36 protein-coding genes, 1 tRNA gene and 2 pseudogenes are annotated in these 20741 nt (G+C 52.4%); 21 read left to right on the top strand and 18 right to left on the bottom strand.

Features of this window, described 5'->3' with window-relative positions; genetic code table 11:
* Positions 1 to 3: 3 nt before the first annotated feature.
* Positions 4 to 1023, top strand: a complete 1020-nt coding sequence (locus MUU47_RS11370; RefSeq protein WP_258988317.1) for a Zn-dependent oxidoreductase — start codon at positions 4 to 6, stop codon at positions 1021 to 1023.
* 175 nt (positions 1024 to 1198) lie between these two features.
* On the opposite strand, the gene MUU47_RS11365 is transcribed toward MUU47_RS11370, so the two are convergent.
* The 18 genes and pseudogenes from MUU47_RS11365 to MUU47_RS11280 all read right to left on the bottom strand — a co-directional run bounded on the left by MUU47_RS11365 (position 1199) and on the right by MUU47_RS11280 (position 11512).
* Positions 1199 to 2479 (bottom strand): Arm DNA-binding domain-containing protein, encoded by a 1281-nt coding sequence (locus MUU47_RS11365; RefSeq protein WP_258988315.1) that lies wholly within the window; start codon positions 2477 to 2479, stop codon positions 1199 to 1201.
* Between the two features lie 36 nt (positions 2480 to 2515).
* Positions 2516 to 2797 (bottom strand): excisionase family protein, encoded by a 282-nt coding sequence (locus tag MUU47_RS11360; RefSeq protein ID WP_258988314.1) that lies wholly within the window; start codon positions 2795 to 2797, stop codon positions 2516 to 2518.
* A gap of 15 nt (positions 2798 to 2812) precedes the next feature.
* Positions 2813 to 3052: a DUF4222 domain-containing protein gene (locus MUU47_RS11355; protein ID WP_258988313.1), complete on the bottom strand. Its 240-nt coding sequence runs from the start codon at positions 3050 to 3052 to the stop codon at positions 2813 to 2815.
* The gene (locus MUU47_RS11350) at positions 3052 to 3270 is read right to left on the bottom strand and encodes a TraR/DksA family transcriptional regulator (protein WP_258988312.1); all 219 of its coding nucleotides are present in this window, start codon (positions 3268 to 3270) and stop codon (positions 3052 to 3054) included. The genes MUU47_RS11355 and MUU47_RS11350 overlap by 1 nt, the downstream gene beginning before the upstream one ends.
* Before the next feature lie 2 nt (positions 3271 to 3272).
* Complete coding sequence (locus tag MUU47_RS11345) at positions 3273 to 3614, bottom strand: XkdD/Y8K6 family phage-associated protein (protein ID WP_258988311.1); 342 nt, start codon at positions 3612 to 3614, stop codon at positions 3273 to 3275.
* A 99-nt stretch (positions 3615 to 3713) separates the two neighbouring features.
* Positions 3714 to 3962 carry a hypothetical protein gene (locus MUU47_RS11340; RefSeq protein WP_258988310.1) on the bottom strand — a complete coding sequence of 83 codons (249 nt, stop codon included), beginning with the start codon at positions 3960 to 3962 and terminating at the stop codon, positions 3714 to 3716.
* Between the two features lie 158 nt (positions 3963 to 4120).
* A pseudogene (locus MUU47_RS11335) lies at positions 4121 to 4243 on the bottom strand (phage minor head protein); the annotation flags it as partial.
* On the bottom strand, positions 4204 to 4350 hold the full coding sequence (locus tag MUU47_RS11330; RefSeq protein ID WP_258988309.1) for a DUF1317 family protein: 147 nt from the start codon (positions 4348 to 4350) through the stop codon (positions 4204 to 4206). The pseudogene MUU47_RS11335 and the gene MUU47_RS11330, both read right to left, overlap by 40 nt.
* Positions 4347 to 4773 (bottom strand): annotated as a pseudogene (locus MUU47_RS23510) (regulator). Before MUU47_RS23510 ends, MUU47_RS11330 begins: the two are co-directional and overlap by 4 nt.
* Positions 4770 to 5342 carry a hypothetical protein gene (locus tag MUU47_RS11320; RefSeq protein ID WP_258988305.1) on the bottom strand — a complete coding sequence of 191 codons (573 nt, stop codon included), beginning with the start codon at positions 5340 to 5342 and terminating at the stop codon, positions 4770 to 4772. The pseudogene MUU47_RS23510 and the gene MUU47_RS11320 overlap by 4 nt, the downstream one beginning before the upstream one ends.
* Complete coding sequence (locus MUU47_RS11315) at positions 5342 to 6163, bottom strand: PD-(D/E)XK nuclease-like domain-containing protein (protein ID WP_258988304.1); 822 nt, start codon at positions 6161 to 6163, stop codon at positions 5342 to 5344. Before MUU47_RS11315 ends, MUU47_RS11320 begins: the two co-directional genes overlap by 1 nt.
* 10 nt (positions 6164 to 6173) lie before the next feature.
* The gene (gene gamL / locus MUU47_RS11310) at positions 6174 to 6452 is read right to left on the bottom strand and encodes a host nuclease inhibitor GamL (protein WP_258988303.1); all 279 of its coding nucleotides are present in this window, start codon (positions 6450 to 6452) and stop codon (positions 6174 to 6176) included.
* Positions 6453 to 6460: 8 nt separating this feature from the next.
* A complete protein-coding gene (locus tag MUU47_RS11305; protein ID WP_258988302.1) occupies positions 6461 to 7465 on the bottom strand; it encodes a hypothetical protein in 1005 nt (334 codons plus the stop codon).
* A 72-nt stretch (positions 7466 to 7537) separates the two neighbouring features.
* Positions 7538 to 7744 carry a cell division inhibitor protein gene (locus MUU47_RS11300; RefSeq protein WP_258988300.1) on the bottom strand — a complete coding sequence of 69 codons (207 nt, stop codon included), beginning with the start codon at positions 7742 to 7744 and terminating at the stop codon, positions 7538 to 7540.
* Between the two features lie 5 nt (positions 7745 to 7749).
* Positions 7750 to 8643 carry a hypothetical protein gene (locus MUU47_RS11295; protein ID WP_258988299.1) on the bottom strand — a complete coding sequence of 298 codons (894 nt, stop codon included), beginning with the start codon at positions 8641 to 8643 and terminating at the stop codon, positions 7750 to 7752.
* A 142-nt stretch (positions 8644 to 8785) separates the two neighbouring features.
* Entirely contained in the window at positions 8786 to 9424 is a 639-nt protein-coding gene (locus tag MUU47_RS11290) for a hypothetical protein (RefSeq protein ID WP_258988298.1), read from the bottom strand.
* 845 nt (positions 9425 to 10269) lie between these two features.
* A complete protein-coding gene (locus MUU47_RS11285; protein ID WP_258988297.1) occupies positions 10270 to 10758 on the bottom strand; it encodes a hypothetical protein in 489 nt (162 codons plus the stop codon).
* A 52-nt stretch (positions 10759 to 10810) separates the two neighbouring features.
* Complete coding sequence (locus MUU47_RS11280) at positions 10811 to 11512, bottom strand: LexA family transcriptional regulator (protein ID WP_258988295.1); 702 nt, start codon at positions 11510 to 11512, stop codon at positions 10811 to 10813.
* Between the two features lie 125 nt (positions 11513 to 11637).
* On the opposite strand from MUU47_RS11280, the gene MUU47_RS11275 reads away from it, so the two are divergent.
* From MUU47_RS11275 to MUU47_RS11180, 20 genes are all read left to right on the top strand, one after another.
* Complete coding sequence (locus MUU47_RS11275; RefSeq protein WP_258981904.1) at positions 11638 to 11868, top strand: transcriptional regulator; 231 nt, start codon at positions 11638 to 11640, stop codon at positions 11866 to 11868.
* Between the two features lie 32 nt (positions 11869 to 11900).
* Positions 11901 to 12185: a CII family transcriptional regulator gene (locus MUU47_RS11270; protein ID WP_258988293.1), complete on the top strand. Its 285-nt coding sequence runs from the start codon at positions 11901 to 11903 to the stop codon at positions 12183 to 12185.
* An 88-nt stretch (positions 12186 to 12273) separates the two neighbouring features.
* Positions 12274 to 13002, top strand: coding sequence for a helix-turn-helix domain-containing protein (locus tag MUU47_RS11265; RefSeq protein WP_258988585.1), 729 nt, complete (start codon positions 12274 to 12276; stop codon positions 13000 to 13002).
* Positions 12999 to 13778, top strand: coding sequence for a replication protein P (locus MUU47_RS11260; RefSeq protein ID WP_258988292.1), 780 nt, complete (start codon positions 12999 to 13001; stop codon positions 13776 to 13778). Before MUU47_RS11265 ends, MUU47_RS11260 begins: the two co-directional genes overlap by 4 nt.
* Positions 13775 to 14128, top strand: coding sequence for a hypothetical protein (locus MUU47_RS11255; protein ID WP_258988291.1), 354 nt, complete (start codon positions 13775 to 13777; stop codon positions 14126 to 14128). Before MUU47_RS11260 ends, MUU47_RS11255 begins: the two co-directional genes overlap by 4 nt.
* Positions 14125 to 14373: a helix-turn-helix domain-containing protein gene (locus MUU47_RS11250; RefSeq protein WP_258988289.1), complete on the top strand. Its 249-nt coding sequence runs from the start codon at positions 14125 to 14127 to the stop codon at positions 14371 to 14373. Before MUU47_RS11255 ends, MUU47_RS11250 begins: the two co-directional genes overlap by 4 nt.
* Positions 14370 to 14852: a hypothetical protein gene (locus tag MUU47_RS11245; protein ID WP_258988287.1), complete on the top strand. Its 483-nt coding sequence runs from the start codon at positions 14370 to 14372 to the stop codon at positions 14850 to 14852. Before MUU47_RS11250 ends, MUU47_RS11245 begins: the two co-directional genes overlap by 4 nt.
* Complete coding sequence (locus tag MUU47_RS11240; RefSeq protein WP_258988286.1) at positions 14849 to 15094, top strand: DUF7446 family protein; 246 nt, start codon at positions 14849 to 14851, stop codon at positions 15092 to 15094. The genes MUU47_RS11245 and MUU47_RS11240 overlap by 4 nt, the downstream gene beginning before the upstream one ends.
* Positions 15091 to 15789: an ead/Ea22-like family protein gene (locus tag MUU47_RS11235; RefSeq protein WP_258988285.1), complete on the top strand. Its 699-nt coding sequence runs from the start codon at positions 15091 to 15093 to the stop codon at positions 15787 to 15789. Before MUU47_RS11240 ends, MUU47_RS11235 begins: the two co-directional genes overlap by 4 nt.
* Entirely contained in the window at positions 15789 to 16541 is a 753-nt protein-coding gene (locus tag MUU47_RS11230; RefSeq protein ID WP_258988284.1) for a hypothetical protein, read from the top strand. The genes MUU47_RS11235 and MUU47_RS11230 overlap by 1 nt, the downstream gene beginning before the upstream one ends.
* A gap of 10 nt (positions 16542 to 16551) precedes the next feature.
* Positions 16552 to 16965, top strand: a complete 414-nt coding sequence (locus tag MUU47_RS11225; RefSeq protein WP_374684747.1) for a hypothetical protein — start codon at positions 16552 to 16554, stop codon at positions 16963 to 16965.
* Between the two features lie 177 nt (positions 16966 to 17142).
* Positions 17143 to 17598 carry a YbcN family protein gene (locus MUU47_RS11220; protein ID WP_258988282.1) on the top strand — a complete coding sequence of 152 codons (456 nt, stop codon included), beginning with the start codon at positions 17143 to 17145 and terminating at the stop codon, positions 17596 to 17598.
* Positions 17598 to 17765 carry a NinE family protein gene (locus MUU47_RS11215; RefSeq protein ID WP_258988281.1) on the top strand — a complete coding sequence of 56 codons (168 nt, stop codon included), beginning with the start codon at positions 17598 to 17600 and terminating at the stop codon, positions 17763 to 17765. Before MUU47_RS11220 ends, MUU47_RS11215 begins: the two co-directional genes overlap by 1 nt.
* Positions 17762 to 18430 (top strand): metallophosphoesterase, encoded by a 669-nt coding sequence (locus MUU47_RS11210; RefSeq protein ID WP_258988280.1) that lies wholly within the window; start codon positions 17762 to 17764, stop codon positions 18428 to 18430. Before MUU47_RS11215 ends, MUU47_RS11210 begins: the two co-directional genes overlap by 4 nt.
* Positions 18423 to 19067, top strand: a complete 645-nt coding sequence (locus MUU47_RS11205) for a recombination protein NinG (protein WP_258988279.1) — start codon at positions 18423 to 18425, stop codon at positions 19065 to 19067. Before MUU47_RS11210 ends, MUU47_RS11205 begins: the two co-directional genes overlap by 8 nt.
* On the top strand, positions 19064 to 19204 hold the full coding sequence (locus MUU47_RS11200) for a YlcG family protein (protein ID WP_258988278.1): 141 nt from the start codon (positions 19064 to 19066) through the stop codon (positions 19202 to 19204). Before MUU47_RS11205 ends, MUU47_RS11200 begins: the two co-directional genes overlap by 4 nt.
* Positions 19201 to 19698, top strand: a complete 498-nt coding sequence (locus MUU47_RS11195; RefSeq protein ID WP_258988277.1) for an antiterminator Q family protein — start codon at positions 19201 to 19203, stop codon at positions 19696 to 19698. Before MUU47_RS11200 ends, MUU47_RS11195 begins: the two co-directional genes overlap by 4 nt.
* Positions 19699 to 19798: 100 nt before the next feature.
* A tRNA-Ile gene (locus MUU47_RS11190) sits at positions 19799 to 19869 on the top strand.
* A gap of 198 nt (positions 19870 to 20067) precedes the next feature.
* Positions 20068 to 20466: a putative holin gene (locus tag MUU47_RS11185; RefSeq protein WP_258988276.1), complete on the top strand. Its 399-nt coding sequence runs from the start codon at positions 20068 to 20070 to the stop codon at positions 20464 to 20466.
* Positions 20463 to 20738, top strand: a complete 276-nt coding sequence (locus MUU47_RS11180) for a phage holin family protein (protein WP_258988275.1) — start codon at positions 20463 to 20465, stop codon at positions 20736 to 20738. Before MUU47_RS11185 ends, MUU47_RS11180 begins: the two co-directional genes overlap by 4 nt.
* Positions 20739 to 20741: the final 3 nt, after the last annotated feature.

The raw sequence follows: 20741 nt of genomic DNA, 5'->3' as shown, positions 1-20741 counted from the left end.
AGCATGAAAAGTATCGTTATTCGTCAACCGAACGCGTTGGTGATTGAAGAACGCGACATCCCGCAGCCCGCCACGGGCGAAGTGCGGGTGAAGGTCAAACTGGCCGGGATTTGCGGCTCGGACAGCCATATTTATCGCGGCCACAATCCTTTTGCTAAATATCCACGCGTTATCGGCCATGAATTTTTCGGCGTGATTGACGCCGTGGGAGAGGGTGTCAATCCGGCCCGCCTCGGCGAGCGCGTCAGTGTCGACCCGGTGATCAGTTGCGGACATTGCTACCCATGCTCGGTCGGCAAACCTAATGTTTGCACGTCTTTGGTGGTGCTCGGCGTCCACCGTGATGGCGGTTTCAGTGAATATGCGGCTGTGCCTGCTCATAACGCCTGGCGTATCCCCGACAGCATCGAAGACAAACACGCGGTGATGGTTGAGCCATTCACCATCGCGGCGAACGTGACTGGCCAGGCGAAACCGACAGAGCAGGATGTGGCCCTGATTTACGGCGCTGGTCCAATGGGGTTGGTGACGGTGCAGGCGCTGAAAGGCGTCTATCGTGTCAAGCAGGTGATCGTTGTCGACCATATTCCTGAGCGTCTGGTGATGGCCGAACGCAGCGGTGCGGACCTGACCATCAATAATAGCGCGCAGTCATTGCAGGCGGTGTTGGACGAAAAAGGCATCAAGCCGACGCTGATTGTCGACGCGGCCTGTCATCCGTCCATTTTGCAGGAAGCGGTCAATCTGGCATCTCCGGCAGCGCGCATTGTGCTGATGGGCTTCTCAAACGAGCCGTCGTCCCTCGCACAGCAGGGCATCACCGGCAAAGAGCTGACGCTGTACTCCTCGCGTCTGAACGCCAACAAATTCCCGGTGGTTATCGACTGGATGGAAAAGGGGCTGATAGATCCCGACAAGCTGATTACCCACGTCATGGATTACCGGCACGTCACCGATGCCATTGAACGGTTCGAGAAAGACAGGCTGCACTGCTGCAAGGTCCTGTTGATCTTCGCAGAATAATCACGATAGCGAGTATGTGGTCCGCACCTTCAGAGATAACGACTATGACGCAACATCAACCTGTACGAAGCACCAAAGACCTGATCCGCGCAGCGGTATCGGGTTGGCTAGGCACCGCGCTGGAATTCATGGATTTTCAGAGTTATAGATTACAACTTAATGAATTTAAATGATTTTAACCAGTCTTTAAAACTTCATGGGGCATCAGTGGGGCAAATGAGCCCAATTTCGAGTTTAGTATTGCGATCTGGACATCGTTATTTTCACTCATCCATTTACCGTAAACCTGAAAAAGCATCTGAGCATCAGCGTGGCCCATTTGCGATGCGATAAAAGAAGGGTTAGCACCGGCCGTCAGTGACCAGCATGCATATGTGTGTCGCGTCTGATATGATTTCCGGTGTCGGATGCCCGCTCTTTTAACTGCGGTATCCCAAGTCTGTCTTATCGAGTCGACAGTAAAGTGATCACCATGGCGTAACGTCCTGGCGGTGACGCTGGGCAGAAAAACAAAGGTGCATTTTTGCGTGTCTGTGCGGCCATACTCTCGCAGTTTCACCTTAACTGAATGCTCCTTCCCCAGCCTTGTTAACTCCACCTGACTTCTTAACGCCTGGATCGCCGGGTCGATTAGGTGAATGACCCGGTTTGTACCCGCCTGAGTTTTCGGTACGGTAAATTCGCCTCTGGCAAAATTCCTCCTCACCATCAATGTACCGGCTTTCAGGTCGATATCCTCCCAGGATAGGGCGCACAGCTCCCCGGGCCGGATGCCGGTATAAACAGCTACGGACATCATGTTTTTCGTCTGCAGGTGGCGGCAGGCATCGATCAGTCGAACAAATTCCTCTCTCGATAGTGGGTCGGGCTTTACTCGTTCCTCGCGAAGCGGCGATACACCTTTAAAGGGGTTTTCTTCGATATAGCCGTTTTCCAGCCCAAACTGGAAAATAGCGTACAGGTTCGTCATGTAGTTGTTGACCGTTACCGCGGAACGGCCTGGATCCTTGACCTCGTACTGAGGCCTTGGAAGATGATGTCCGGTAAGGAGTTCTTTGCGGATCTCCAGCAGCTTCTCTTTGTTGACCGCTGATGCCAGGATATTGCTTCCGGCAACTGCCAGGACGTTTTTGATGATTGCCCGATAGGTATTGATGGACGTGTCGGCAACCTCTGTTTCTTTCAGCGCAAGGAAGCGCTCAGCCAGTTCCTTCAAAGTGAGGTTCTGGGTGGCCTCGCCGAATTTGGCGAGATTTGATGAATCCGGGAACTGGCCAGCGTAATTAAAATTGCCGGTTTTAATCGCATAGCAGATCGACGTTCTCAGTTCTCCGGCGATTTTTCTGTTTTTTGGGGTGTCAGGCACCCCCAGACTTTCACGCACTCTGACACTCTTGTAGATAAACCAGATCCGCAGCGTTCCGCCATGGTTCTCTACTCCAGTTGGGTATTTCATAACGATTCCTCGTTGGTTTATGGTCAGAGTATTTAATCAGTTTTCTGCTGCTTTCGCAGGAGTCTTGCGACTTGGTTTTGCCGGTCGCTGGCCGGAGATCCAACGGTCAATAGCCTTTATGCTGTAGAAGCAGGGGCTGTTATCAAAAGGCTCACCGTCAGCGGCTACATGTTTGTATTCGCGCCCTTCCATAAAGCTCTTCTTCCTGGCGTTCTTTAACGTGCCTTCCTTCAGCCCTTTAAGTGCCATTATCTGTTCTTCGGAAACCCACTCGCCAGGATCTGCGATGATATAGGTGGTTTGCGATGTCTGATTCATAACCCCACTCCTTACTCATGCCGCACGCTGTGCACGCAGCGATTTAATGTGTTCGCTCTTCTCCAGTTCGGCGCGTATCTGTGCCGCCTCACGGTGATTGAGATATTCGAAGTCGTTGTTGAATCTGTCGATTGATGCAGTGTTGATCCGGCCCTGTCGCCAGTAGCGGACGATCTCAGATGTGCTGCTATGAATTAGTACGGGCCAACCGTGCTGGTCTGCGTAAATCTGACCTCTTTGAATGAGTGCGAACATCACGCACCTCGCTGCTTATTCCTCAATTCGATAATGCTTTGGCATTCAGCGCATGTCTGGCAGCCCGGAACGGCAGCGCGCCGCGGCACAGGGATATCCTCACCGCAATCTTCACATTGCTCAGCTGATACGGCGTTACGGTTCAGTCGGTGGGCGGAAAGGGCGGCGTTACGCTGAAGCTCTTCAATCTCTGTTGCTGTGTCGATGATATCGGTCATGGTCACTCCTTACCGAGGGCTTTGTTGATGGCATGCAGCGCCTTCTTTCCGGCAGGTTCATCTTCGAGTCGCCAGTTACCGACGTCGCCTGAATCAGCGAGCTGCTTATAGTTTTCGTACAGGCATTGCAGGGCTTCTAAAAGGTCAGGTGCCGAAGCGATTAGCCTGGCATTGGCTCTTGTTTCCACCGCCTCTCGGTCATGCACATTTTCGTAAACAGGCGTTATGACGTTGGCTATTTTGTAGCGTCCACCAATATTGGTACCGCGGATGCGGATGTAGTTCTTATCTACTTCTTCAGGCAGGGCTATCCAAGGCCCGAGCGTAAATCTTATTTTTTCCATTTATCACTCCGCGAACTGTCGGTTAATTCGGTTGAAGGTGAACGCCAGCAATAAAAAAGGCCGACTAAGCGACCTGATTTAGAATGTTATTACTGTGACTTAGCTTTGAGGCAGTGATTTCCAGCGAACTGGGTCTATTGGTGCCTCTGGCTCTTTAACCATATCCATGTAGCAAATCCATGCACCTCCAGTCTCACTAGAAAACATACTTTCTTCACCTTCCCAGAATGAGGCGATATAAGTATTTGACGCAGTTAGTTTTGCTCCAGGAAGAGCAGATGTGATTATGATTGGAGAGCCATCTCTGGGGGCTGATTTCATATCCTGCCATTCGTTATCCATCATCATCCTCTAGATCTATTTCGCAATTACAGAAAGGGCACATGCAATCATTATACTCTAGCTCTTTAATGGCAACCCTTGTTTTGCAAGACCAGCATTCTTTCAATTCAGCATCTTCGGGACGCGATTCCTGAAAAGCATCTTCTGGCATGTTATTTACCCTTTTATTTATCACCCTTCCGCCACTGCTTGCGCTCTTTCGCCAGCTTATCAGCCAGTCCCTGGTTAAATAGCTCACCATCATCATTCAGCAGCGCAGGTGTTTGGGCGCAGTAACATCGATATTTAATGGATTACTGACCACTTCACCCCATGGCATTAGCCAGCCGTTTTTACCTGTGATGAACGACAGGCGAAGGCCATAAACAACAATGTCATCTTGCGAATGCGTCATAGAACCGCCTCGAATTCGTTGATGTACAGCCCTGCGGCAATCAGGCGACTGCGGCGCGCCGCTTTCTCGACATTCTCCTGGCGACGCCCCTCTGCCGCATGAAAGATTGCGCGGCGAGTACATAACCGAGTCTTTGCCGTCAGTGACGTTTGCACGACATACCGTGCCGGGGTCGACATCGTGAAGTACCGGTCTACGATTCCGGTCTCGGTTATCCAGGTAGGTGAAGCAACGATGTTAGCCACAAGGCCGCCGCCGCGGGTGAGAGTGCGGGCTACCCGGTTAAACTCAATGAGTGTAATGCCGAGCATCGCCGCCAGTTGCCCGGCCGCCGCGCTTGGTGATGAGCCAGACCGCGAGCTCTCGCATACCTGATAACTTGCCAGGGCGGCCAGAATGCCGGTATTGAGGGACTCGTTTCATTGGGCCTCCAGCTCTACCTTTCTCGTTGAGTAAACAGACTCGAGTTTTTCCAGCCCCCCTTGGTGTGATGAGAGTGCTGATTTAGCTCGGCAGTATGTGGCCTCAAGAGTTGGTAAATCAGCTTTCAGCGCAGAACCGCTGAACCATGTGAGGATTTCTTGTGGATCAGTGATTTTCTTCTGCACCTCGAGTTTTTTCACTCGGTGCTCCTGACGTCTGCCGCGCGACACCGACAGCATCAATGAGAAATCACCATCGATATCACTCATTGCCGTAACCTTTATGCCGCCAACGGCCACACCACCAAACTTAACGCTCGGGTCGCCGCTGAGAGTAAGTGACTTCCCTGGCCATGAATGCCCATCCGTTCCCCATCCATCGACCAGAACACGGCGCATAGATTTTGACGGCTTATACGGCCGGCCGTCGTAGCCTACGAGGTCTATGAAAACTGGTTGTTCTGCGTTGCCGCGACGAACCGATTTGATAACGGCAGTAATGGCTTGTGACTGGACGTCTTCGAAGTTGATTTGATCAGACTTCGGAATGACTGTTTGGGATAGATCCATCAGAGATATACCTCGTCTGAGTATTCATCATCCAGCAGATACGCTGGCACGTTGATTTCATTGGATGGGAGAACGAGCCCTTCGTTGCGCAGCGACTCATCGTCAATGCATTGCTTTAATTTTCTGAGGGAGTCGAACATCACCTTATAGCCGAGGTTCAATGAATCCTCGCCGATGTAATACATGCAGTTTTTAAAAGGCGCGCCATTCTCCAGTGCAAAGAAGCAGAACTGGTTCAGATCCCTACCGGTCGCCAGTTTCAGGACGTAGAGATAAAAAGCGGCTTGGACGTGATAATGAAAACGTCCGAATGCCTGACTGAATCCACGCTCTGTGGCGTCCTTGCACGTCTTCACGTCGAGTGGGTAAGGGTGATTATCAGATAGTCTGTCGAATCGACATTTAAGTTGCAGACCTGTTTCAGGGCAGGTTGCGAACATCGAAATTTCAGAAGCGCCTGGTGAGGAAAGATAGTCAGTGAAATCTTCATTCATCCCGGCAGACCAGATCATCTTGTTCACCGTTTCAACTCCGCTGCCGATGATTACTTTCTCGGGATCCGTTACTGCTTTCAGTGCTTTGTAATCGGCGCTGGCCCGGCTAGTGATGTCGTCACGTAGAACGTATTCAGAATCAAAAGCAGCAGGCTCCAGTAGAGCAGAGTGAACCGCAGATCCGATGTGAGATGACTTGTTGCCTTTGAAAGGGTTCAGGTAGAGATTTGCAGGGCTGATGCTGATTGACTTTACCGTTGTTGACCCGATTGCCGGGTCAGCGTGGTAGTCGTGATTGCTCATCCCGAGGTAAACGCCTGGGGTCATGGTTTGCTCCTTAAAACGGACATGGCGCCCGGCGCTGCCATTCTTCTTCGGCGCGGGCGTAGCAAATGCGGGAGATGTAGTCGTTGTAGATTTCCTGAGCCTCAGACCCAATCAGTGCGAGGCATGCCTCTTTCGAGATGAATAGGGAGCGCATGGCCAACGGGTCAGTCGGAAACATGGCGATCAGTTCATTGGCCAGGTCGTCGATCCACTTCTCTTTCTCTTCGGTGAGCTGTTGCTCAACCCAGCGCCGTTCTTCGATTCGGTCGTAAGCTCGAAATGCGTTCATGGGCCACCTCAGTAATTAATTTTGGTGCGTGGAACCAGGCCATCTTTCAGCGCCGTAAGCACTTCGATAGCTTGCTCGCGGGTCAGGCTGGTATTTGCGGTGAGAGCGTTGACGATATCGGTGCCAACGGCCTTGCGATGCTTCACGTCGGCTTCACGCTTAACGGTTTCATCAGCGATGCGTTTCTCTTCTGCCAGCCGGGCAGCTTCCTTTACTTCGGCTTCGCGCTTAATGCGATCAGCTTCTTCCTGAGCCCGGCGTTGTTCTGCCGCAATGGCATCCTGCTTCTCACGTTCAGCACGAGCAGCTGCCTCCTGCTTTTCTCGTTCCGCGCGTTGCTCCGCTTCTACACGTTCCCGTTCTGCACGCTCAGTTGCTGCTTTGGCTTCGGCTTCACGTCGTGCAGCTGCTTCGAGCTCTGCTTTGTGCTTTTCTTCAGCATCGCGCTTAGCTTGTTCGGCAGCTTCCTGCTTTAACCGATCGTCACGTTCACGCTGAGCCTGTTCTGCCAGGCGGCGCTGTTCTTCGCGGTCACGGTCGAACTTATCGTTCATCAGCAGGGCCATTTCGTGATCTGCTTCTATCTGCGTGGCACGCTGATCATCGAACATCCTGTTCATCACAAGAGCTTCTTCGTGCATGGCATTAAATTCTTCTTCCACACGAATTCTTTCCTGCTCTGCTTCCCATTCAGTGAGAGGGCGACGGGTTGCATCACGCAATTCGTCACAGGCATCAACGAAACGCTTAATTTCGACTTCAGCGGGCTTCACTGCTTCTTTCAGGCGCTTCAGGTACTCACGCCCGGGCTTCTCGATTGCCGTCTTGCTGCGTGATACCTGTGCCGCCAGAGAGGCTACACGGTCACGCCCTTTCTTCGTGGAAAGGTCAGGCACTTCGTTGACGGCCTGGCGGATTTGCTCAAGGAAAGCTTCCAGACCGTTCGGGGAGTAAAGCACCGGCGCCTGGTCCGGTTTAATTTCGATGACTGTTAAATCCGTTACTTCGCTCATGACTACTCCTGAATTTTGGCTGTGCGAATCCCGGCACCGTTAAGGCTGCCTGGTCGTTAAATGGGGGGGGGGTTAGTGCTTCAGGCCGTCGCCGAGCCCGTTCAGATACACCTCTACCAAAAGCTCTTTGGTATGGGTGCGCTCATAGCCTCGGAGCAGATAGAGACAGCCTCTGACGTTTGCTGATGCGGTCCAGGTGGTGTCGTGGTGCTTGATGAGCATTCCGGGCCGAATGGCAGCGCGGCATACTGTTTGGGTGCCGTAGTGCATGACTGTCATGATTGCTATACCTCTGCCAGACGCAATTTGATTACCGGGATTAACGCCAGATAAATTTTTCCATGCTCGTTATCGCCATGGCGTTCGGTTACAGCACGCTCGAACTCATCAATCGTTCCGGAGAAGCAACCTCGACGCACAATAATGGAGTTATCTTTCTGTCGGAACGCAGTGAGAAAGCCATCTTCTGAGCCGATTGGGCCAACGGTGATCCAGTGCGCATCGCCGTACACCCGCGCATCGCCGGACACCCACGCATCGCCGTACACCCGCGCATCGCCGTACACCCGCGCATCGCCGGACACCCACGCATCGCCGGACACCCACGCATCGCCGTACACCCGCGCATTGCCGTACACCCGCGCATCGCCGTACACCCGCGCATCGCCGGACACCCACGCATCGCCGTACACCCGCGCATCGCCGTACACCCGCGCATCGCCGTACACCCGCGCATCGCCGTACACCCGCGCATTGCCGTACACCCGCGCATCGCCGGACACCCACGCATCGCCGTACACCTGCGCATCGCCGTACACCCGCGCATTGCCGTACACCCACGCATCGCCGTACACCTGCGCATCGCCGTACACCCGCGCATTGCCGTACACCCGCGCATCGCCGGACACCCGCGCATTGCCGGACACCCGCGCATCGCCGGACACCCACGCATCGCCGTACACCTGCGCATCGCCGTACACCCGCGCATTGCCGTACACCCGCGCATCGCCGGACACCCACGCATCGCCGGACTGATCCAGACATTCCTCTTTCTCTACCCAACCACCCAGCTCGCCTTCATCAACATCACCAAAGGAGACAAGGGCGCGTATGCGGAATAATTTTTTGCCGAAAAACTCTTTAGTTAATTCGGCGACGAGTTCGAATTTCTTGGTCATGGTTATTTCCTTGTTATGCCGATGACGCTCGGCTGACGGAACGAAATGGACTTCTGCGCTAAATCTCTGGCGGTGGATGGCCGCCGGTTGTCATAACTAAGCCGCCTCGGTGAAGCGACTGAGGTATGAAAAAAGCCGCTGATTAGGCGGCTTTGATTGCTCGAATTGTTGTCCAAGTTACGGAGTGCTCCGCCGTCAGTTTGAAGTGGCGCTCGCACTCATGGCATTTATGCTCTTCCTGGCAGGCGTCGTATGATTCATCGGTGGATATTTCAGCCTTACACCATGGGCAGTGAGCCTCATCTTCGTGCCAAAAATCCATCTCATCATATTCATCATCAGGAACGATCCGCGCTTCAGCTTCTGCGAGACGCTTTCTGTTAATCTGTTCCTGACAGTCATTGCAACGCCATCCGTCACTACAACCCCAAACAGCACCCATTCCATCAATGCCAGGCGATTTCGCTGCATGCTCTCTGTCTACACCGCAATCAACGCAGACATCATGCTTATCACAGCGAACATAGGCCCATTTCTCAGGCGAGCCATTGCAATGATCACAACCCTCAACCCAATGCCAAACCCCATCAATTTCCTTTGAGTACCAGCTCCTTTCTGGTGGCGTGATTTCAAAGTCGCATTCCTGGATGCACTTCCCGCCTTGGACAATCCGCTTTCCGAACATCTGAACTCTGCCACTTCTGACCCGTTCAATTCCTGAGAAAAGGCGAGGGTCGTTAATGACACCCCGGATAATCTCCCCATCAATTCGTTTACACATACCCTTACCCTCTGTCGTTACCCGCTGATGCGGGAGAAATGCTTTGGTCGGTGTGGTGGACTGGCACTGAGCCGCCACTCTCACTTACTTCCTGAGCGCCCTGTTTCTGTATTGGCAAACAACAATCTGCCCAGCCGGTTTTCAGGTCTTATCACACTGCTAGCGTTGCACCTCGCTTGAGGACACCGCCACCACACCCCAAAGCACTTCGCCACACTCTCGCAGTGGCCGCGCTCATGCCCTTGAGTCCTTGTCGCTCATCGCCGCTCATAACCGGTGCGCGTCTGGCGTTCGCGCTGCTTTACCGGCATACCCTTTTCCTCGATTAACCCTGACCAGCGGTATGTCGCAGTTCGGACCTGCGCCTGGCTCTCATAGAGACTCGGGGCCACATCATTACTGCGGCTTGGAAGTGCGGCCTGTCCGCTTTAGTGCTTCATTTGTGCTTCTCCTCTAATTTTCTTTTTCTAATTTCAGCTGGTCACACCGGCTCTCCATTGCCCGTTACACCCCTCGCACTCCCCACAACCTGCTGAAATTCAAGTCATGGCTCTAAGCGGTCATCTGACCCCACATTGGCGCGGCTTAACTCTGGTGCCGCATCGCTGTGTTGTCGCGATGGGTTAACAATAGCTAAAGCGATTATTTCAGTCAATCGCTAAAACGATATATGCAATCGATAAGGTGATAAATAATTGTTTGGTAACGTGATTTATTTTTCAAGAAAGTGATTTTGAGCTCGGATTTGCCGATTTTGTTAGGTGATTTAGGTTGATGGGCGAAGAGAGGGTGTTTGATGGGAATAAAAAACCCGCCGAAGCGGGTTCTTAAATCATTCTAAATTATTACTTGGTGACCATGACTGTGTTTTTGGCACCAGGTTTTATGATCGCCTTAGCCATTAACGCGCCGCCTTCCTGAACAAGTCCGGCCGATGATGGCCTCATCCAGGTGACAGTGGTTTGTACGTAATAATCACCAGGTGCAACATCGTTAAATTCGAACTTTCCTTCAGCATCGGCCGTTGTGACTTTCTCATATTTCGCAGCGCGCATATCTTCTTGCTCGCAGCGTACATAGCCATTGCAGATGCTGAACTGGAAGTCTGTGTAGGTGGTTTTTGGCATTAAAACAACAGGGCTACCAGCTGCAACTTTAACATCGCCACCCACAGTTTTAAGAAACGCTTGCCCGGTCAAAACCTCACTGCCAGACAGCTTCAGTGCGTCGTACTCCGACTGAGGAAATGCTGGAAGGGTGATCGGTTTTGGTGCTTTTGGAACGCAGCCGGATAACACCAGCACACCCAATGATGCTAACAATAACTTTTTCATTAAGAAAATCCCTTAGTTAACGCTCGAAATTCCACTTCATTTTTTCGGCGGCTTACAGGAGAACGGAGTACCAAAACACTCTACCAATAATTTCCACTTCACTCATTGGTACGTCCTGATCTTCAAATTCATCTTTGTTGTAACTTCGAATGCTGATCATGTCGTTTGGAAGGCGATAGAGTTGCTTTATACGCTTCAGACCGCCGTGATTAATTGCATACAACTTTCCATCAACGATTCGCTTATTTTGGGTGTCAACAGCGACAGTGGTGCCATCAGGGATGATAGGTTCCATGCTGTTGCCTGTCGCCGGAAAACATAATACTCCCGCGCCGTTTGAGTTCGCGCCGACACGCCTAAGGGTTGATTTAGAGAAGCGAAGCATAAACCCATTATTATCTTCTTCAGCCACTCGGCCAGTACCGCAAGCCAGCTCAATGTCTTTCAGGAAAGGCACTTCTACCTCGTCGTCGTTAATTGGGGTTCGGCTATCCCAGGATTCCACCTTCATCCATTCAGATTCTGGAGCGACGTTAGATTCTTTAGCATCAGACCGCATCGGCCCTTGCCCGGAGCTTAACCATTCCGGGCGAACGCCCAAGACCTGCGCTATTTGCACAGTCTTTCTTGAGCTGTCCGCATCTTTTAGCAGCTTATTAACGCTGGATTGAGCCATGCCAACTGCCTTGGCAAGACCACCCTGCGTATAGCCTGCAAGGTTCATTGCCTGACGCAAGCGCTCTGAAAAGCTCATAAATACCTCAAAAGTTACTTTTCCTAATTCTATCGCTAGGGCGATTTAATATCAAAATCGCATAGGCGATTGACATTCGCTAAAGTGATATACATAATCAATCAAAACCAATCGACGAGGTGATTATGAAGAATTCAGCAGTAGAGAAAGCGATTGCCATCGCTGGCAGTCAGAAAGAGTTGGCCAAGCGATGTGGCAAGGCTCAGTCAACAATCTGCGACTGGCTAAATGGCAATAAGCGCATCTCTCCAGTGCATGTCCCAGCTCTAGTTAAAGCGGTGGAAGGAGAAATTCAGGCTCATGAGTTTCGACCTGATCTTCCTGACCTTTTCCCGCATCCAAATCACGCCGCTTAACGGCGGCCATAACCACAAAGGAATTATCACAAATGGAAAACGCAACATCACGAAACAAGCAGCAGGCGCGAAAGATCGAATCGTGGCTGCTGAATCAGATTGCCATGCGTGGTTCGACAAATGTCGCGAAGGCGCTGGGAATGGATAAGTCAGGCATCACCCGCTGGAAGGAAAGCATGTTGCCAAAGCTGGCGATGTTGCTGGCAGTTCTGGAGTGGGGCGTTGTCGATGACGACATGGCGAGGCTGGCAAAGCAGGTTGCAGAGATACTCACAAAAGATAAAGCGCCCAGCTGCGGGAACAGCGTGGACGCTTAAGAAGCTGTGTCACGTCAACACAAGATTTCAGGAGCAATTATGCCGAGTAAATCACTAAGAGTAAACCAACAGGAGGTAGCACGTGAGCATGTCACTTATGGCGAAAGCAATGGGAGTCAAAGTGGGAAACTCACTGCGTAAGCTCGTCCTGATCAAATTGGCTGATAATGCCAACGACAAGGGTGAGTGCTGGCCTTCGTACCAACACATTGCAGATCAGTGTGAGTGCAGCAAAACTGCTGTTCGAAACCATATTGATGCGCTTGAGGAAATGGGTCTGATCAAGCGTGAAAACCGACTTGGCGTTAACAACGGGAAGGGAAACACGTCAAACGTGTATTACCTGAACCTGGATGTCACCCCTATGCCACTAAAAAGCACAGGGGTATGCCAAGATATTGCACCCCCTGTGCCACCTGATTGCACACCCCCTATGCCACCAGATGGCACCAGAATCAGTCACTCTTTTGAACCAGTCAATGAACCTAACTCTATCTCTGTGCGCGAGGGTTTTGTTAGCGAAGCTGCGAAGCGACGCATCGGAATCTCACCCAATGGAGAGATCCCATTGCCGCCGATGTTCAAGCCGTCTGCTGAGCATATCGCCATGGCTTCCGAGAAAGGGGTCAGCATCGAAACCGAGCTGCTGAACTTCCGTGACTACCACATGGCGAGAGGCACCACCCTGATTGACTGGAATTCTGCGTTCCGTGGCTGGATCCGAAATGCCCGAGTTAACCCACTATCCAAGAAAAACCGTAGCGAGCCAGAAACCCCGCACTGGAACAGCCGAGAAGGCTGGGAGGATTTCATATGACGATGCAATTGCTGACAGCAATACAAAACCGCGACGGTGCGGCAATGGCGCGCATGGCTGGCGCCGGGCGTGAAGACCAGAGCGTTATCAACGCCGAAGCTGAGAGTCTTGTCGATGCACTGTTTCGGCAACTCAAGCAAATATTCCCGGCTGCGTCGCAAACCAATCTAAAGACCGATGCTGACGAGAAAACTGCCAAGCGTCAGTGGATCGCCGCTTTCTCAGAAAACGGCATCCGCACCAGAGAGCAATTATCGGCAGGTGTGCGCCACGCCCGTGCCAGCGCATCACCATTCTGGCCATCCCCGGGGCAATTCATCAAGTGGTGCAAAGACAGCAGCACGGTACTTGGAGTGAGCCTGGCTGACGTGATGAATGAGTTTCATCGTTACAGCCGCGAGAAGGGCATTCATGTCGGTGGAGCTGAGCGCTTTCCATGGGCACACCCGGTCATGTACTGGATTGTGACCGAAACGCGCCGGGCCATGTACCAGCGCCAGCTTAGTGAGACTGAAACTGAAAAATACGCCGCCAAAAAGCTTGAAGAGTGGGCTTTGAAAGTTGCCAGCGGAGAGCAAGTTCCGGCTCCGGTTATGGCTATCGAGTGCAAAGCCGAGGTGATCCCGACATCGCATGAAAGCCGCAATACCGGGTACCACCCTGAAGGTAAAACCTTTGGCTGCATGCCTAACGCCGCTTCTCTCGGGGCATTAACTCCAGCGCAATGGCTTTGGGATGAATACCTCAAAGGTAAAAACAGGGGGCAAATTCGATGATCACCCTGAAAGAGCAAGTTAAACAAATCATCCACTCCCAGCCGATAACGCTCCGCCGGGAAATTATCAGCCAGTTACATGTGTCATCGAAAACCTTGACGCACTATCTGCATCAGCTGGTTCGTGACGGTGAAGTGGTGCTGTATCGCGGACGTGGCTACTTCAAGGACGACAGCGCTTACGACATCTGGCATGCGGATAACCGCCGCCGATTTGGCGCAAAGGCTGGGGTGGTGCTTCGTGCGCGTACCGGTAAGCAGTCCAGTGGCGAGAACGAAATATTCAACGAATGCCGCCAAAGTGGGGCGATGCAGCGAGTTTTGATGGTTTGGGGGAGGGCGCCAGCATGAATGAGTGGAGTGATTACCGCTGGATGGTTAGGGTCATGGCGGAAGATAACGGCATCACGCTCATCAGCATCGCCAAGCACTGTGGAGTATCGCGCAGAAAGCTCAATCAAATTTTGCAGGCCGGGCCATCCAAAGATCAGGAAGAGCTCATTGCTGAAGCTCTGGGTTGTGCAGGGTGTGACCTTGCGGACATTCACAGGCTAATGGGCGAGTTATCAGACAAATACGGGAGAGCATCAGCATGAACATGACAATCGAACAAATCACAACTGCGTATCCGAACGTAGCGAAACTGGAATCACAGGCTGGGCGGGAACTGCTGGCGCAGGTTATAGGGCAGATGAATGCGCTGGCGGCGGAGAATGCGGAATTTGAGAAACGGATGCGGCAACTTATTCAGATTATCAACAATGCAGACAATGACTACTGTATGTGTGGAGATGCGATGAAAAACCACGCACACGGTGGATGCGGTCACCCCACTGGCATGTTCGATTATCACTACAACAAGTGGCTGGAATCAGGAAACAAAACCCCCGCCACCGACGCTTTCCTGGCTGAAGTGCGTGCTCAGGGTGTGGGGATGTTTGCTGAGTCACTGCCATCCATCGGCGATACCGAAGTGAATACGTATGAAGATGGCGTGAAGGCGGCGTTTGAAACAATTCAAAGAATCAAAGCGCCACTGTTCGCCGCACAGCTTCGCCAGGGAGCAGCACTATGAGCAACCCAATCAGCATCATTAAAAGCCCTATCACCAACAGAATTTATGCCGGACGTTCACGCGCAGTGAAGGGATTGGCTCCCGGCACTCGTCAGTTCGTAGGCGATAAGTTTGATGTTACCGACGAAGCGCTGCACGCAGTTGCGCACTTTCTTATTCATACCGATGACATCAAAGTATTCATGCTTCCGGACGGGCGTGAAATTCACCTCCGCGCTGATGTGAAGGAGGCCGCCCAATGAGCATGACTAAGACGGATAAGCAGGCGTTACGCGATAACGCAAACAGCATCATTGGCATTCTGGAAAATATCGCAGGGTATGAGCCGTCAGATATCGACGGCGACAACGTTGAGCTTCGCTTTGAGGATGAGTGCGGGGTCGATACCGGCTGTGATGTGAGCATTGTGGACCAGAGCCAGAAAACCGCAGATGTCATGCGCGCGCTGCTGGATGAGTTGGAAGCCAAAGATAAGCGCATTGCTGAGCAGGCAATGTTGCTGGAAGGTTCCGACGCGATTCTTGCAGATTACGCTGAGACGCTCGACTGTGCCGGTGATACTGATTCAATTCTTGCTGGAATAGTTGAGCTGCAATCCCGCGCTGAAGCCGCAGAGAAGCGCATCGCCAATCCAGACCAATGGACGCGCGACATTGAAGAAACCCTGATTGCGGCGACTGACCGTAACACTGAGCTGGAGGCGCGTATCGCTGAACTGGAGGCAAAACCCGCTAACCCAATCAATTTCAAAGAGGGCGCTGACGCGGATTATTGCCGCCTCTGGGCCTGGAATGAGATTAAAAAAGAACTGATATCAGAGGAGTGGACCGTTGGCGACAATTGCAACTACTACGGATTCTTCTGCTGGGGATGGGACTCTCGTCGACAGTTCAACGAACAACGCGCCGCTGGCATAGCACTGGATACGGGGGAGTGATGATCCATTTTCATGGCGGCCCTATCACTCCCGACACCTGCGCGCTGAAGGCGTGGAAAGGTCGGCACGCGTTTATCAGCTTTGCAAATCCTGGACAGATTAACCTTGCAAGCGAGGTGACTCAGTCGTTTGCACTGGATAACGGTGCATTCAGCTTCTGGACGAAACAGCGCGTGGTGAACTGGGGTGAGTATTACGATTTTGTGGCGCGATGGGCTAATCATCCCCGATTTTCATTCGCCATCATTCCAGACGTCATCGGCGGGAGCAGTGAAGAAAACGACGCGCTGATTAGCGAGTGGCCACACGGCGCTGTTATCGGGGTTCCTGTCTGGCATATGAACGAGCCAGACGAGCGGTTTATCCGTCTTTGCAACGAGTTTCCGCGCGTGGCCATCGGTAGCATGGGTGAGTACGACGCTAAGCGCCCGCGCCGCTGTGTTGCCCGCTTGCGCGACCTTATACAGCACGTTGTCGACAACAACGGCTATCCGATCACCAAGCTTCACGGCCTGCGCATGTTGAACGCTGATATTTTCCGGCATATTCCCCTTTCTTCTGCTGACAGCACAAACGTGGCGCGGAACATCGGAATCGATAAGGCCTGGCAGAAATCGGCCTATGCGCCGGCCAGTAAAGAGACCCGTGCTGCGGTTCTCGTTGAGCGTATCGAGTCGATGAACAGTGCCAGCGCACTGAACTATAACGCCGACCGCGACAGATTCATGCCGCAGCTGGCATTTGAGATTTAAGGACTAAGCCATGACCAATAACAAACTAACAAACGAGCGCCTATCTGAAATTGCAGACAAAGCTACGTGGGTAAAGTGCTCGCATGATGAGGTTCAGGCAATGGCGGCAGGGCTTCAGGAATACCGGAAAGCCGCAGGCGATCCGGTGGCGTGGCTGTTGTCAGGTGGTGGAGCCAAAAATGTAGTGTGTTTTGATAGCGGAAATGCGTACGCCGACCCTCTACGAGAGGTTACGCCGCTCTACACCACCCCACAGCCAGCCCCAGCAGTAGAGGCGGTGCCATTTGACCAATGGATATCACAGCAGAGGGATGGCATCGATGTTGATTGTGGATGCGTTACAACGGAAGCCTTTTTTCACTGGATACGCGTGGCCTATGAGGCTGGCAACTCTCCGGTAAGAACAACGTCAAGCAACATTTGATTTCGAATAATCAGTAAGCCATAATCAAGTTGCGTCCGGACTGAACACCCGGGCGTGACTTCTGCGCTAAACGGGGACGTTTATGCGCAAACACAAAGAGCACCGCATCATCCCATCACAGATGCAGAAATGCACCTGCGATTTTCTGCATTCTGCGTTACCTCACGGAGGTGGCGTATGAATCTCCAAAAAGATGGTATCAAGCTACATCGTGGCAATCTAACTGCTATCACCCAGCGCCTCCACCCACTCCTGAACGACGGGCAATGCTTCCGCCTTCAACTCAAGCCGTGGCGTGAAAAGCGTAGCCTCTCTCAAAATAGTCTTAGCCACGTTTGGTACGAGGAGATCAGTACATATCTGATCGCTTCCGGTCGCACAGATGCTACGAAGGAATGGGTTAAGCGAAATCTCAAAAAGACCTTTCTCGGGTATGAAGACGTTGAATACACCGACTTCACGACCGGACAGAAAACCGTTGAGCAGCAACTGAGACATACATCTGATCTCGATACTGGTGATATGCACCACTTCATGTGCCAGGTAGAGCGGTGGTGTGCACAGTTCGGTCTCGTCCTGACTATCCCGCAAAGCAGCGAGTTTCAGGCACTGCGCGATAAGCAGGAGGTTTGATGAAAAACCCTCTTGCTCGCGTCATCAACAATCACATCTTTAAGGTACCGGTACGCCGCAAGCGTAAGCCGGAGCTCAAGCCATCCGAAATACCAACCTTTCACTATACGGCTCACCTGGCGGACGTCCGCTGGTTGCGTCGCGCTGCCAGAAGGAAAACAGCATGAGCATATATCAACGCATTAACGGCGCTGACTGGCGCAATGTATGGGTGGTTGGTGATCTGCATGGTTGCCACACGCTGTTGATGAATGAGCTGGATAAGGTTGCATTCGACCCGGCGCAGGACCTGCTCATTTCGGTTGGAGATTTAATCGACCGCGGTTCAGAAAATGTGGAATGCCTTGAGATGATCATGATTCCGTGGTTCCGGGCTGTTCGTGGAAACCATGAGCAGATGATGATTGATGGGCTTTCAGAGCATGGAAACGTCAACCACTGGCTGGCTAACGGCGGCATTTGGTTCTTCAACCAGGATTATGACAAAGAGGTGCTGGCCAAGGCACTGGTGCATAAAGCCGCCGAGCTGCCATTGATTATTGAACTGGTGACCGGAGATAAGAAAGTCGTCATCTGCCACGCCGACTATCCGCACAACGAATACGCATTCGACAAGCCTGTGCCAGAAGAAATGGTGATCTGGAACCGTGAGCGTGTAAGTGATGCGCTGGATGGCAATGTCTCGGAAATCGCCGGTGCCGATCTGTTTATCTTCGGTCACACCCCTGCGCGGCAGCCTCTCAAATATGCCAATCAGATGTACATCGATACTGGTGCTGTGTTCTGCGGAAAACTTACCCTGGTACAGGTTCAGGGTGGTGGCCATGTCTAAATTGCCGCGCCGAAAGTGCGCCCACAAATCATGTCGGCAGTGGTTCCACCCGTTACGCGACGGGCAGGTAGTTTGTTCATTCGAGTGCGCCAGCGCGATCGGCAAAGAACAGACAGCAAAAGCCCGTGAAGCCGCTAAGCAGAAGGAGGCGCAGCGCCAGCGCACCGAAGAGAAAGCAGGCCGCCAGCGTCGCCAGGCAAAGCGGGAATCATTCAAAACAAAATCACAGTGGGATAAAGAGGCTCAGGCCGCATTTAATCGCTACATCCGGATCCGAGATGAGGGCAAGCCATGTATAAGCTGCGACGCTCCGCTGATGGGCAAAAGCAACTTCCTGACCGGCAGCGCCATCGATGCCAGCCATTACCGTTCACGCGGTGCGGCATCACATCTCAAGTTCAACGTGTTCAACGTCCACTCGGCTTGCACCCGGTGTAACCGGCAATTAAGCGGTAATGCAGTCGAGTACCGGATCCGACTCATCAAGCGCATTGGACAGAAGCTGGTAGAGCGTCTGGAGTCAAACAGCGAACCACGCCGATTCGACATCCCATACCTGCAGCGCATTAAATCCATATTCACCCGCAGGGCTGACGCGCTGGAGAAGCGCCGCGCTCGAAAACTGGAGGCCGCGTGAAGCCAGAACTCATCGAATCACTCCGCCGTCGCTGGAAAAGCCTCCGCATTTATCGCCGCCCGGGCTCGGTGCTCATTGACTACCGGATCCTAAAGAACCTCATTCGTATTTACCAGAGAGCAGGAGCAGCAGCATGAAACTTGAATTGACTACCGACCAATACCGCTGGATTGATGGCTGGCTTCATCTGTGGGGTGCCTGGGTGCAGACTGGCCGCATTGATAAATCGATGATCAACATGATTGCTAAATTTATGGCGACCGTTGAGCCGCAGCAATGTAGCCGCCAGGTATGCAGTGACGACGATGGCATGCTGATTAGTCGAGTAGTGGGGGCGCACCTGCAGCAGATCGACAGTAACGCCTACAAGGTATTGCTGGCCTATTACGTCTATCAGTCCAGTGAGATCCGCATCGCGTCATGGCAGCATGCCACAGCTTCACCTCGCCTGATGAAAACCAGGGGAGGGAATCAGTACAAAAAGCCAAGCATCTCTACCGTGCGCCGCGAAGTAAAAGACACCCTAAATGCTGCGCTATTCTGCCTGTATCAACCGATGCAAAATGCATTCATTGTTCGCGATAATGCGAAGAAAATCTCAAAAAATGTTGATAACGTGCTTGCATTTTAATGAACAAATGAGCAGAATAAATCGTATATGTTGCCATTCTTGTGTGTGACATGACATTTTGAGTTTATCGAGCCACTGGTTAACGCCGGTGGCTTTTTATTTGCCTGTAGCTAAGCGGTAAAGCGCCCACTCATAATTGGATGATCGCTGGTTCGAATCCAGCCAGGCGAAGCAGAACCCGCTACCCGGGACATTCGGCTCAAATATCGATAATTAATGAGCCGATTACAAGAGCCATTCGGCTCAATGCCATGCCCTCATATTGCTCACCACATGGTGAGCTTTTTTTATTTGTGCCGTCGGGACCATCCCTCTGTGCTTTGTCGTTAATTCACCCGGCGGCACTTTCTCTCTATACACGGAATGCTTATGTCTGAGCCAATCACTATTGCTGGCGGGGTTACATCGGCTGCGGTCGGTGTCACTTTAGCTGCGCTGTTTCCGGAAGCTACCCCTGCAGTAATGCTCGGGTCGCTGGCGGGAACGGCGTTATACGTGCTGACCTCAGATCCTCATCAACTATGGAAGCAGGCAATCTTCGCCGTCATTTCGTTTATCGGCGGTGTGACCTTCTCTGTGCCAATGGCAAAAATCATGGCCGGGATGATTAACACCCCGCTGAGCCTGATGAAGCCCCCGGTCAGTGTTGAGGTATCCCCGACAGTCGGGGCAATAGTCTCTGCTTCCATATCCGTGGCAGTCCTGCTTCGCATCCTCCGCCGGTCGAAAGACGGGAAGATGCCGGGACTGAGGGAGGAAGACAAATGACATGGCAAGTTTTCATGATGGACGCAAACGCTATTGTTTGCCTCCTGATTGTCATGCGGCTGATGTTCTTCAGCAAGGCTGGCAAGCGGAGCCGCTTCGGTGTGGCGTTCATTGCTTATCTGCTGATTCTGGCTGCGGGCGGCACTGCGTTTCGAATCATCATGGGGCAATACGTCCAGGTTGATCCGGCAGAACTGGTGCTGAACTCGGTAATGTGCGCGGCTATCTGGCTGGCGCGTGGAAATCTGGCGCGCGTCGTCATAACGGAGTAGGGA

This window comes from Scandinavium hiltneri, from assembly GCF_024764835.1.
In the GTDB taxonomy this organism is placed as follows: Bacteria; Pseudomonadota; Gammaproteobacteria; order Enterobacterales; family Enterobacteriaceae; genus Scandinavium; species Scandinavium hiltneri.
This window is presented reverse-complemented; position numbering and strand designations above follow the sequence as displayed.

What these genes read in the sequence shown, in the direction of transcription:
- MUU47_RS11320 (WP_258988305.1), bottom strand. Translation starts at nt 5,342, where the DNA reads ATGGATCTATCCCAAACAGTCATTCCGAAGTCTGATCAAATCAACTTC.
- MUU47_RS11235 (WP_258988285.1), top strand. Translation starts at nt 15,091, where the DNA reads ATGAGCATGACTAAGACGGATAAGCAGGCGTTACGCGATAACGCAAAC.
- MUU47_RS11215 (WP_258988281.1), top strand. Translation starts at nt 17,598, where the DNA reads ATGAAAAACCCTCTTGCTCGCGTCATCAACAATCACATCTTTAAGGTA.
- MUU47_RS11290 (WP_258988298.1), bottom strand. Translation starts at nt 9,424, where the DNA reads ATGTGTAAACGAATTGATGGGGAGATTATCCGGGGTGTCATTAACGAC.
- MUU47_RS11295 (WP_258988299.1), bottom strand. Translation starts at nt 8,643, where the DNA reads ATGACCAAGAAATTCGAACTCGTCGCCGAATTAACTAAAGAGTTTTTC.
- MUU47_RS11340 (WP_258988310.1), bottom strand. Translation starts at nt 3,962, where the DNA reads ATGATGATGGATAACGAATGGCAGGATATGAAATCAGCCCCCAGAGAT.
- MUU47_RS11270 (WP_258988293.1), top strand. Translation starts at nt 11,901, where the DNA reads ATGGAAAACGCAACATCACGAAACAAGCAGCAGGCGCGAAAGATCGAA.
- MUU47_RS11315 (WP_258988304.1), bottom strand. Translation starts at nt 6,163, where the DNA reads ATGACCCCAGGCGTTTACCTCGGGATGAGCAATCACGACTACCACGCT.
- MUU47_RS11265 (WP_258988585.1), top strand. Translation starts at nt 12,274, where the DNA reads ATGTCACTTATGGCGAAAGCAATGGGAGTCAAAGTGGGAAACTCACTG.
- gamL (WP_258988303.1), bottom strand. Translation starts at nt 6,452, where the DNA reads ATGAACGCATTTCGAGCTTACGACCGAATCGAAGAACGGCGCTGGGTT.
- MUU47_RS11250 (WP_258988289.1), top strand. Translation starts at nt 14,125, where the DNA reads ATGAATGAGTGGAGTGATTACCGCTGGATGGTTAGGGTCATGGCGGAA.
- MUU47_RS11280 (WP_258988295.1), bottom strand. Translation starts at nt 11,512, where the DNA reads ATGAGCTTTTCAGAGCGCTTGCGTCAGGCAATGAACCTTGCAGGCTAT.
- MUU47_RS11300 (WP_258988300.1), bottom strand. Translation starts at nt 7,744, where the DNA reads ATGACAGTCATGCACTACGGCACCCAAACAGTATGCCGCGCTGCCATT.
- MUU47_RS11365 (WP_258988315.1), bottom strand. Translation starts at nt 2,479, where the DNA reads ATGAAATACCCAACTGGAGTAGAGAACCATGGCGGAACGCTGCGGATC.
- MUU47_RS11350 (WP_258988312.1), bottom strand. Translation starts at nt 3,270, where the DNA reads ATGACCGATATCATCGACACAGCAACAGAGATTGAAGAGCTTCAGCGT.
- MUU47_RS11240 (WP_258988286.1), top strand. Translation starts at nt 14,849, where the DNA reads ATGAGCAACCCAATCAGCATCATTAAAAGCCCTATCACCAACAGAATT.
- MUU47_RS11370 (WP_258988317.1), top strand. Translation starts at nt 4, where the DNA reads ATGAAAAGTATCGTTATTCGTCAACCGAACGCGTTGGTGATTGAAGAA.
- MUU47_RS11245 (WP_258988287.1), top strand. Translation starts at nt 14,370, where the DNA reads ATGAACATGACAATCGAACAAATCACAACTGCGTATCCGAACGTAGCG.
- MUU47_RS11255 (WP_258988291.1), top strand. Translation starts at nt 13,775, where the DNA reads ATGATCACCCTGAAAGAGCAAGTTAAACAAATCATCCACTCCCAGCCG.
- MUU47_RS11180 (WP_258988275.1), top strand. Translation starts at nt 20,463, where the DNA reads ATGACATGGCAAGTTTTCATGATGGACGCAAACGCTATTGTTTGCCTC.
- MUU47_RS11330 (WP_258988309.1), bottom strand. Translation starts at nt 4,350, where the DNA reads ATGACGCATTCGCAAGATGACATTGTTGTTTATGGCCTTCGCCTGTCG.
- MUU47_RS11210 (WP_258988280.1), top strand. Translation starts at nt 17,762, where the DNA reads ATGAGCATATATCAACGCATTAACGGCGCTGACTGGCGCAATGTATGG.
- MUU47_RS11285 (WP_258988297.1), bottom strand. Translation starts at nt 10,758, where the DNA reads ATGAAAAAGTTATTGTTAGCATCATTGGGTGTGCTGGTGTTATCCGGC.
- MUU47_RS11345 (WP_258988311.1), bottom strand. Translation starts at nt 3,614, where the DNA reads ATGGAAAAAATAAGATTTACGCTCGGGCCTTGGATAGCCCTGCCTGAA.
- MUU47_RS11195 (WP_258988277.1), top strand. Translation starts at nt 19,201, where the DNA reads ATGAAACTTGAATTGACTACCGACCAATACCGCTGGATTGATGGCTGG.
- MUU47_RS11360 (WP_258988314.1), bottom strand. Translation starts at nt 2,797, where the DNA reads ATGAATCAGACATCGCAAACCACCTATATCATCGCAGATCCTGGCGAG.
- MUU47_RS11220 (WP_258988282.1), top strand. Translation starts at nt 17,143, where the DNA reads ATGAATCTCCAAAAAGATGGTATCAAGCTACATCGTGGCAATCTAACT.
- MUU47_RS11225 (WP_374684747.1), top strand. Translation starts at nt 16,552, where the DNA reads ATGACCAATAACAAACTAACAAACGAGCGCCTATCTGAAATTGCAGAC.
- MUU47_RS11185 (WP_258988276.1), top strand. Translation starts at nt 20,068, where the DNA reads ATGTCTGAGCCAATCACTATTGCTGGCGGGGTTACATCGGCTGCGGTC.
- MUU47_RS11230 (WP_258988284.1), top strand. Translation starts at nt 15,789, where the DNA reads ATGATCCATTTTCATGGCGGCCCTATCACTCCCGACACCTGCGCGCTG.
- MUU47_RS11275 (WP_258981904.1), top strand. Translation starts at nt 11,638, where the DNA reads ATGAAGAATTCAGCAGTAGAGAAAGCGATTGCCATCGCTGGCAGTCAG.
- MUU47_RS11305 (WP_258988302.1), bottom strand. Translation starts at nt 7,465, where the DNA reads ATGAGCGAAGTAACGGATTTAACAGTCATCGAAATTAAACCGGACCAG.
- MUU47_RS11260 (WP_258988292.1), top strand. Translation starts at nt 12,999, where the DNA reads ATGACGATGCAATTGCTGACAGCAATACAAAACCGCGACGGTGCGGCA.
- MUU47_RS11355 (WP_258988313.1), bottom strand. Translation starts at nt 3,052, where the DNA reads ATGTTCGCACTCATTCAAAGAGGTCAGATTTACGCAGACCAGCACGGT.
- MUU47_RS11205 (WP_258988279.1), top strand. Translation starts at nt 18,423, where the DNA reads ATGTCTAAATTGCCGCGCCGAAAGTGCGCCCACAAATCATGTCGGCAG.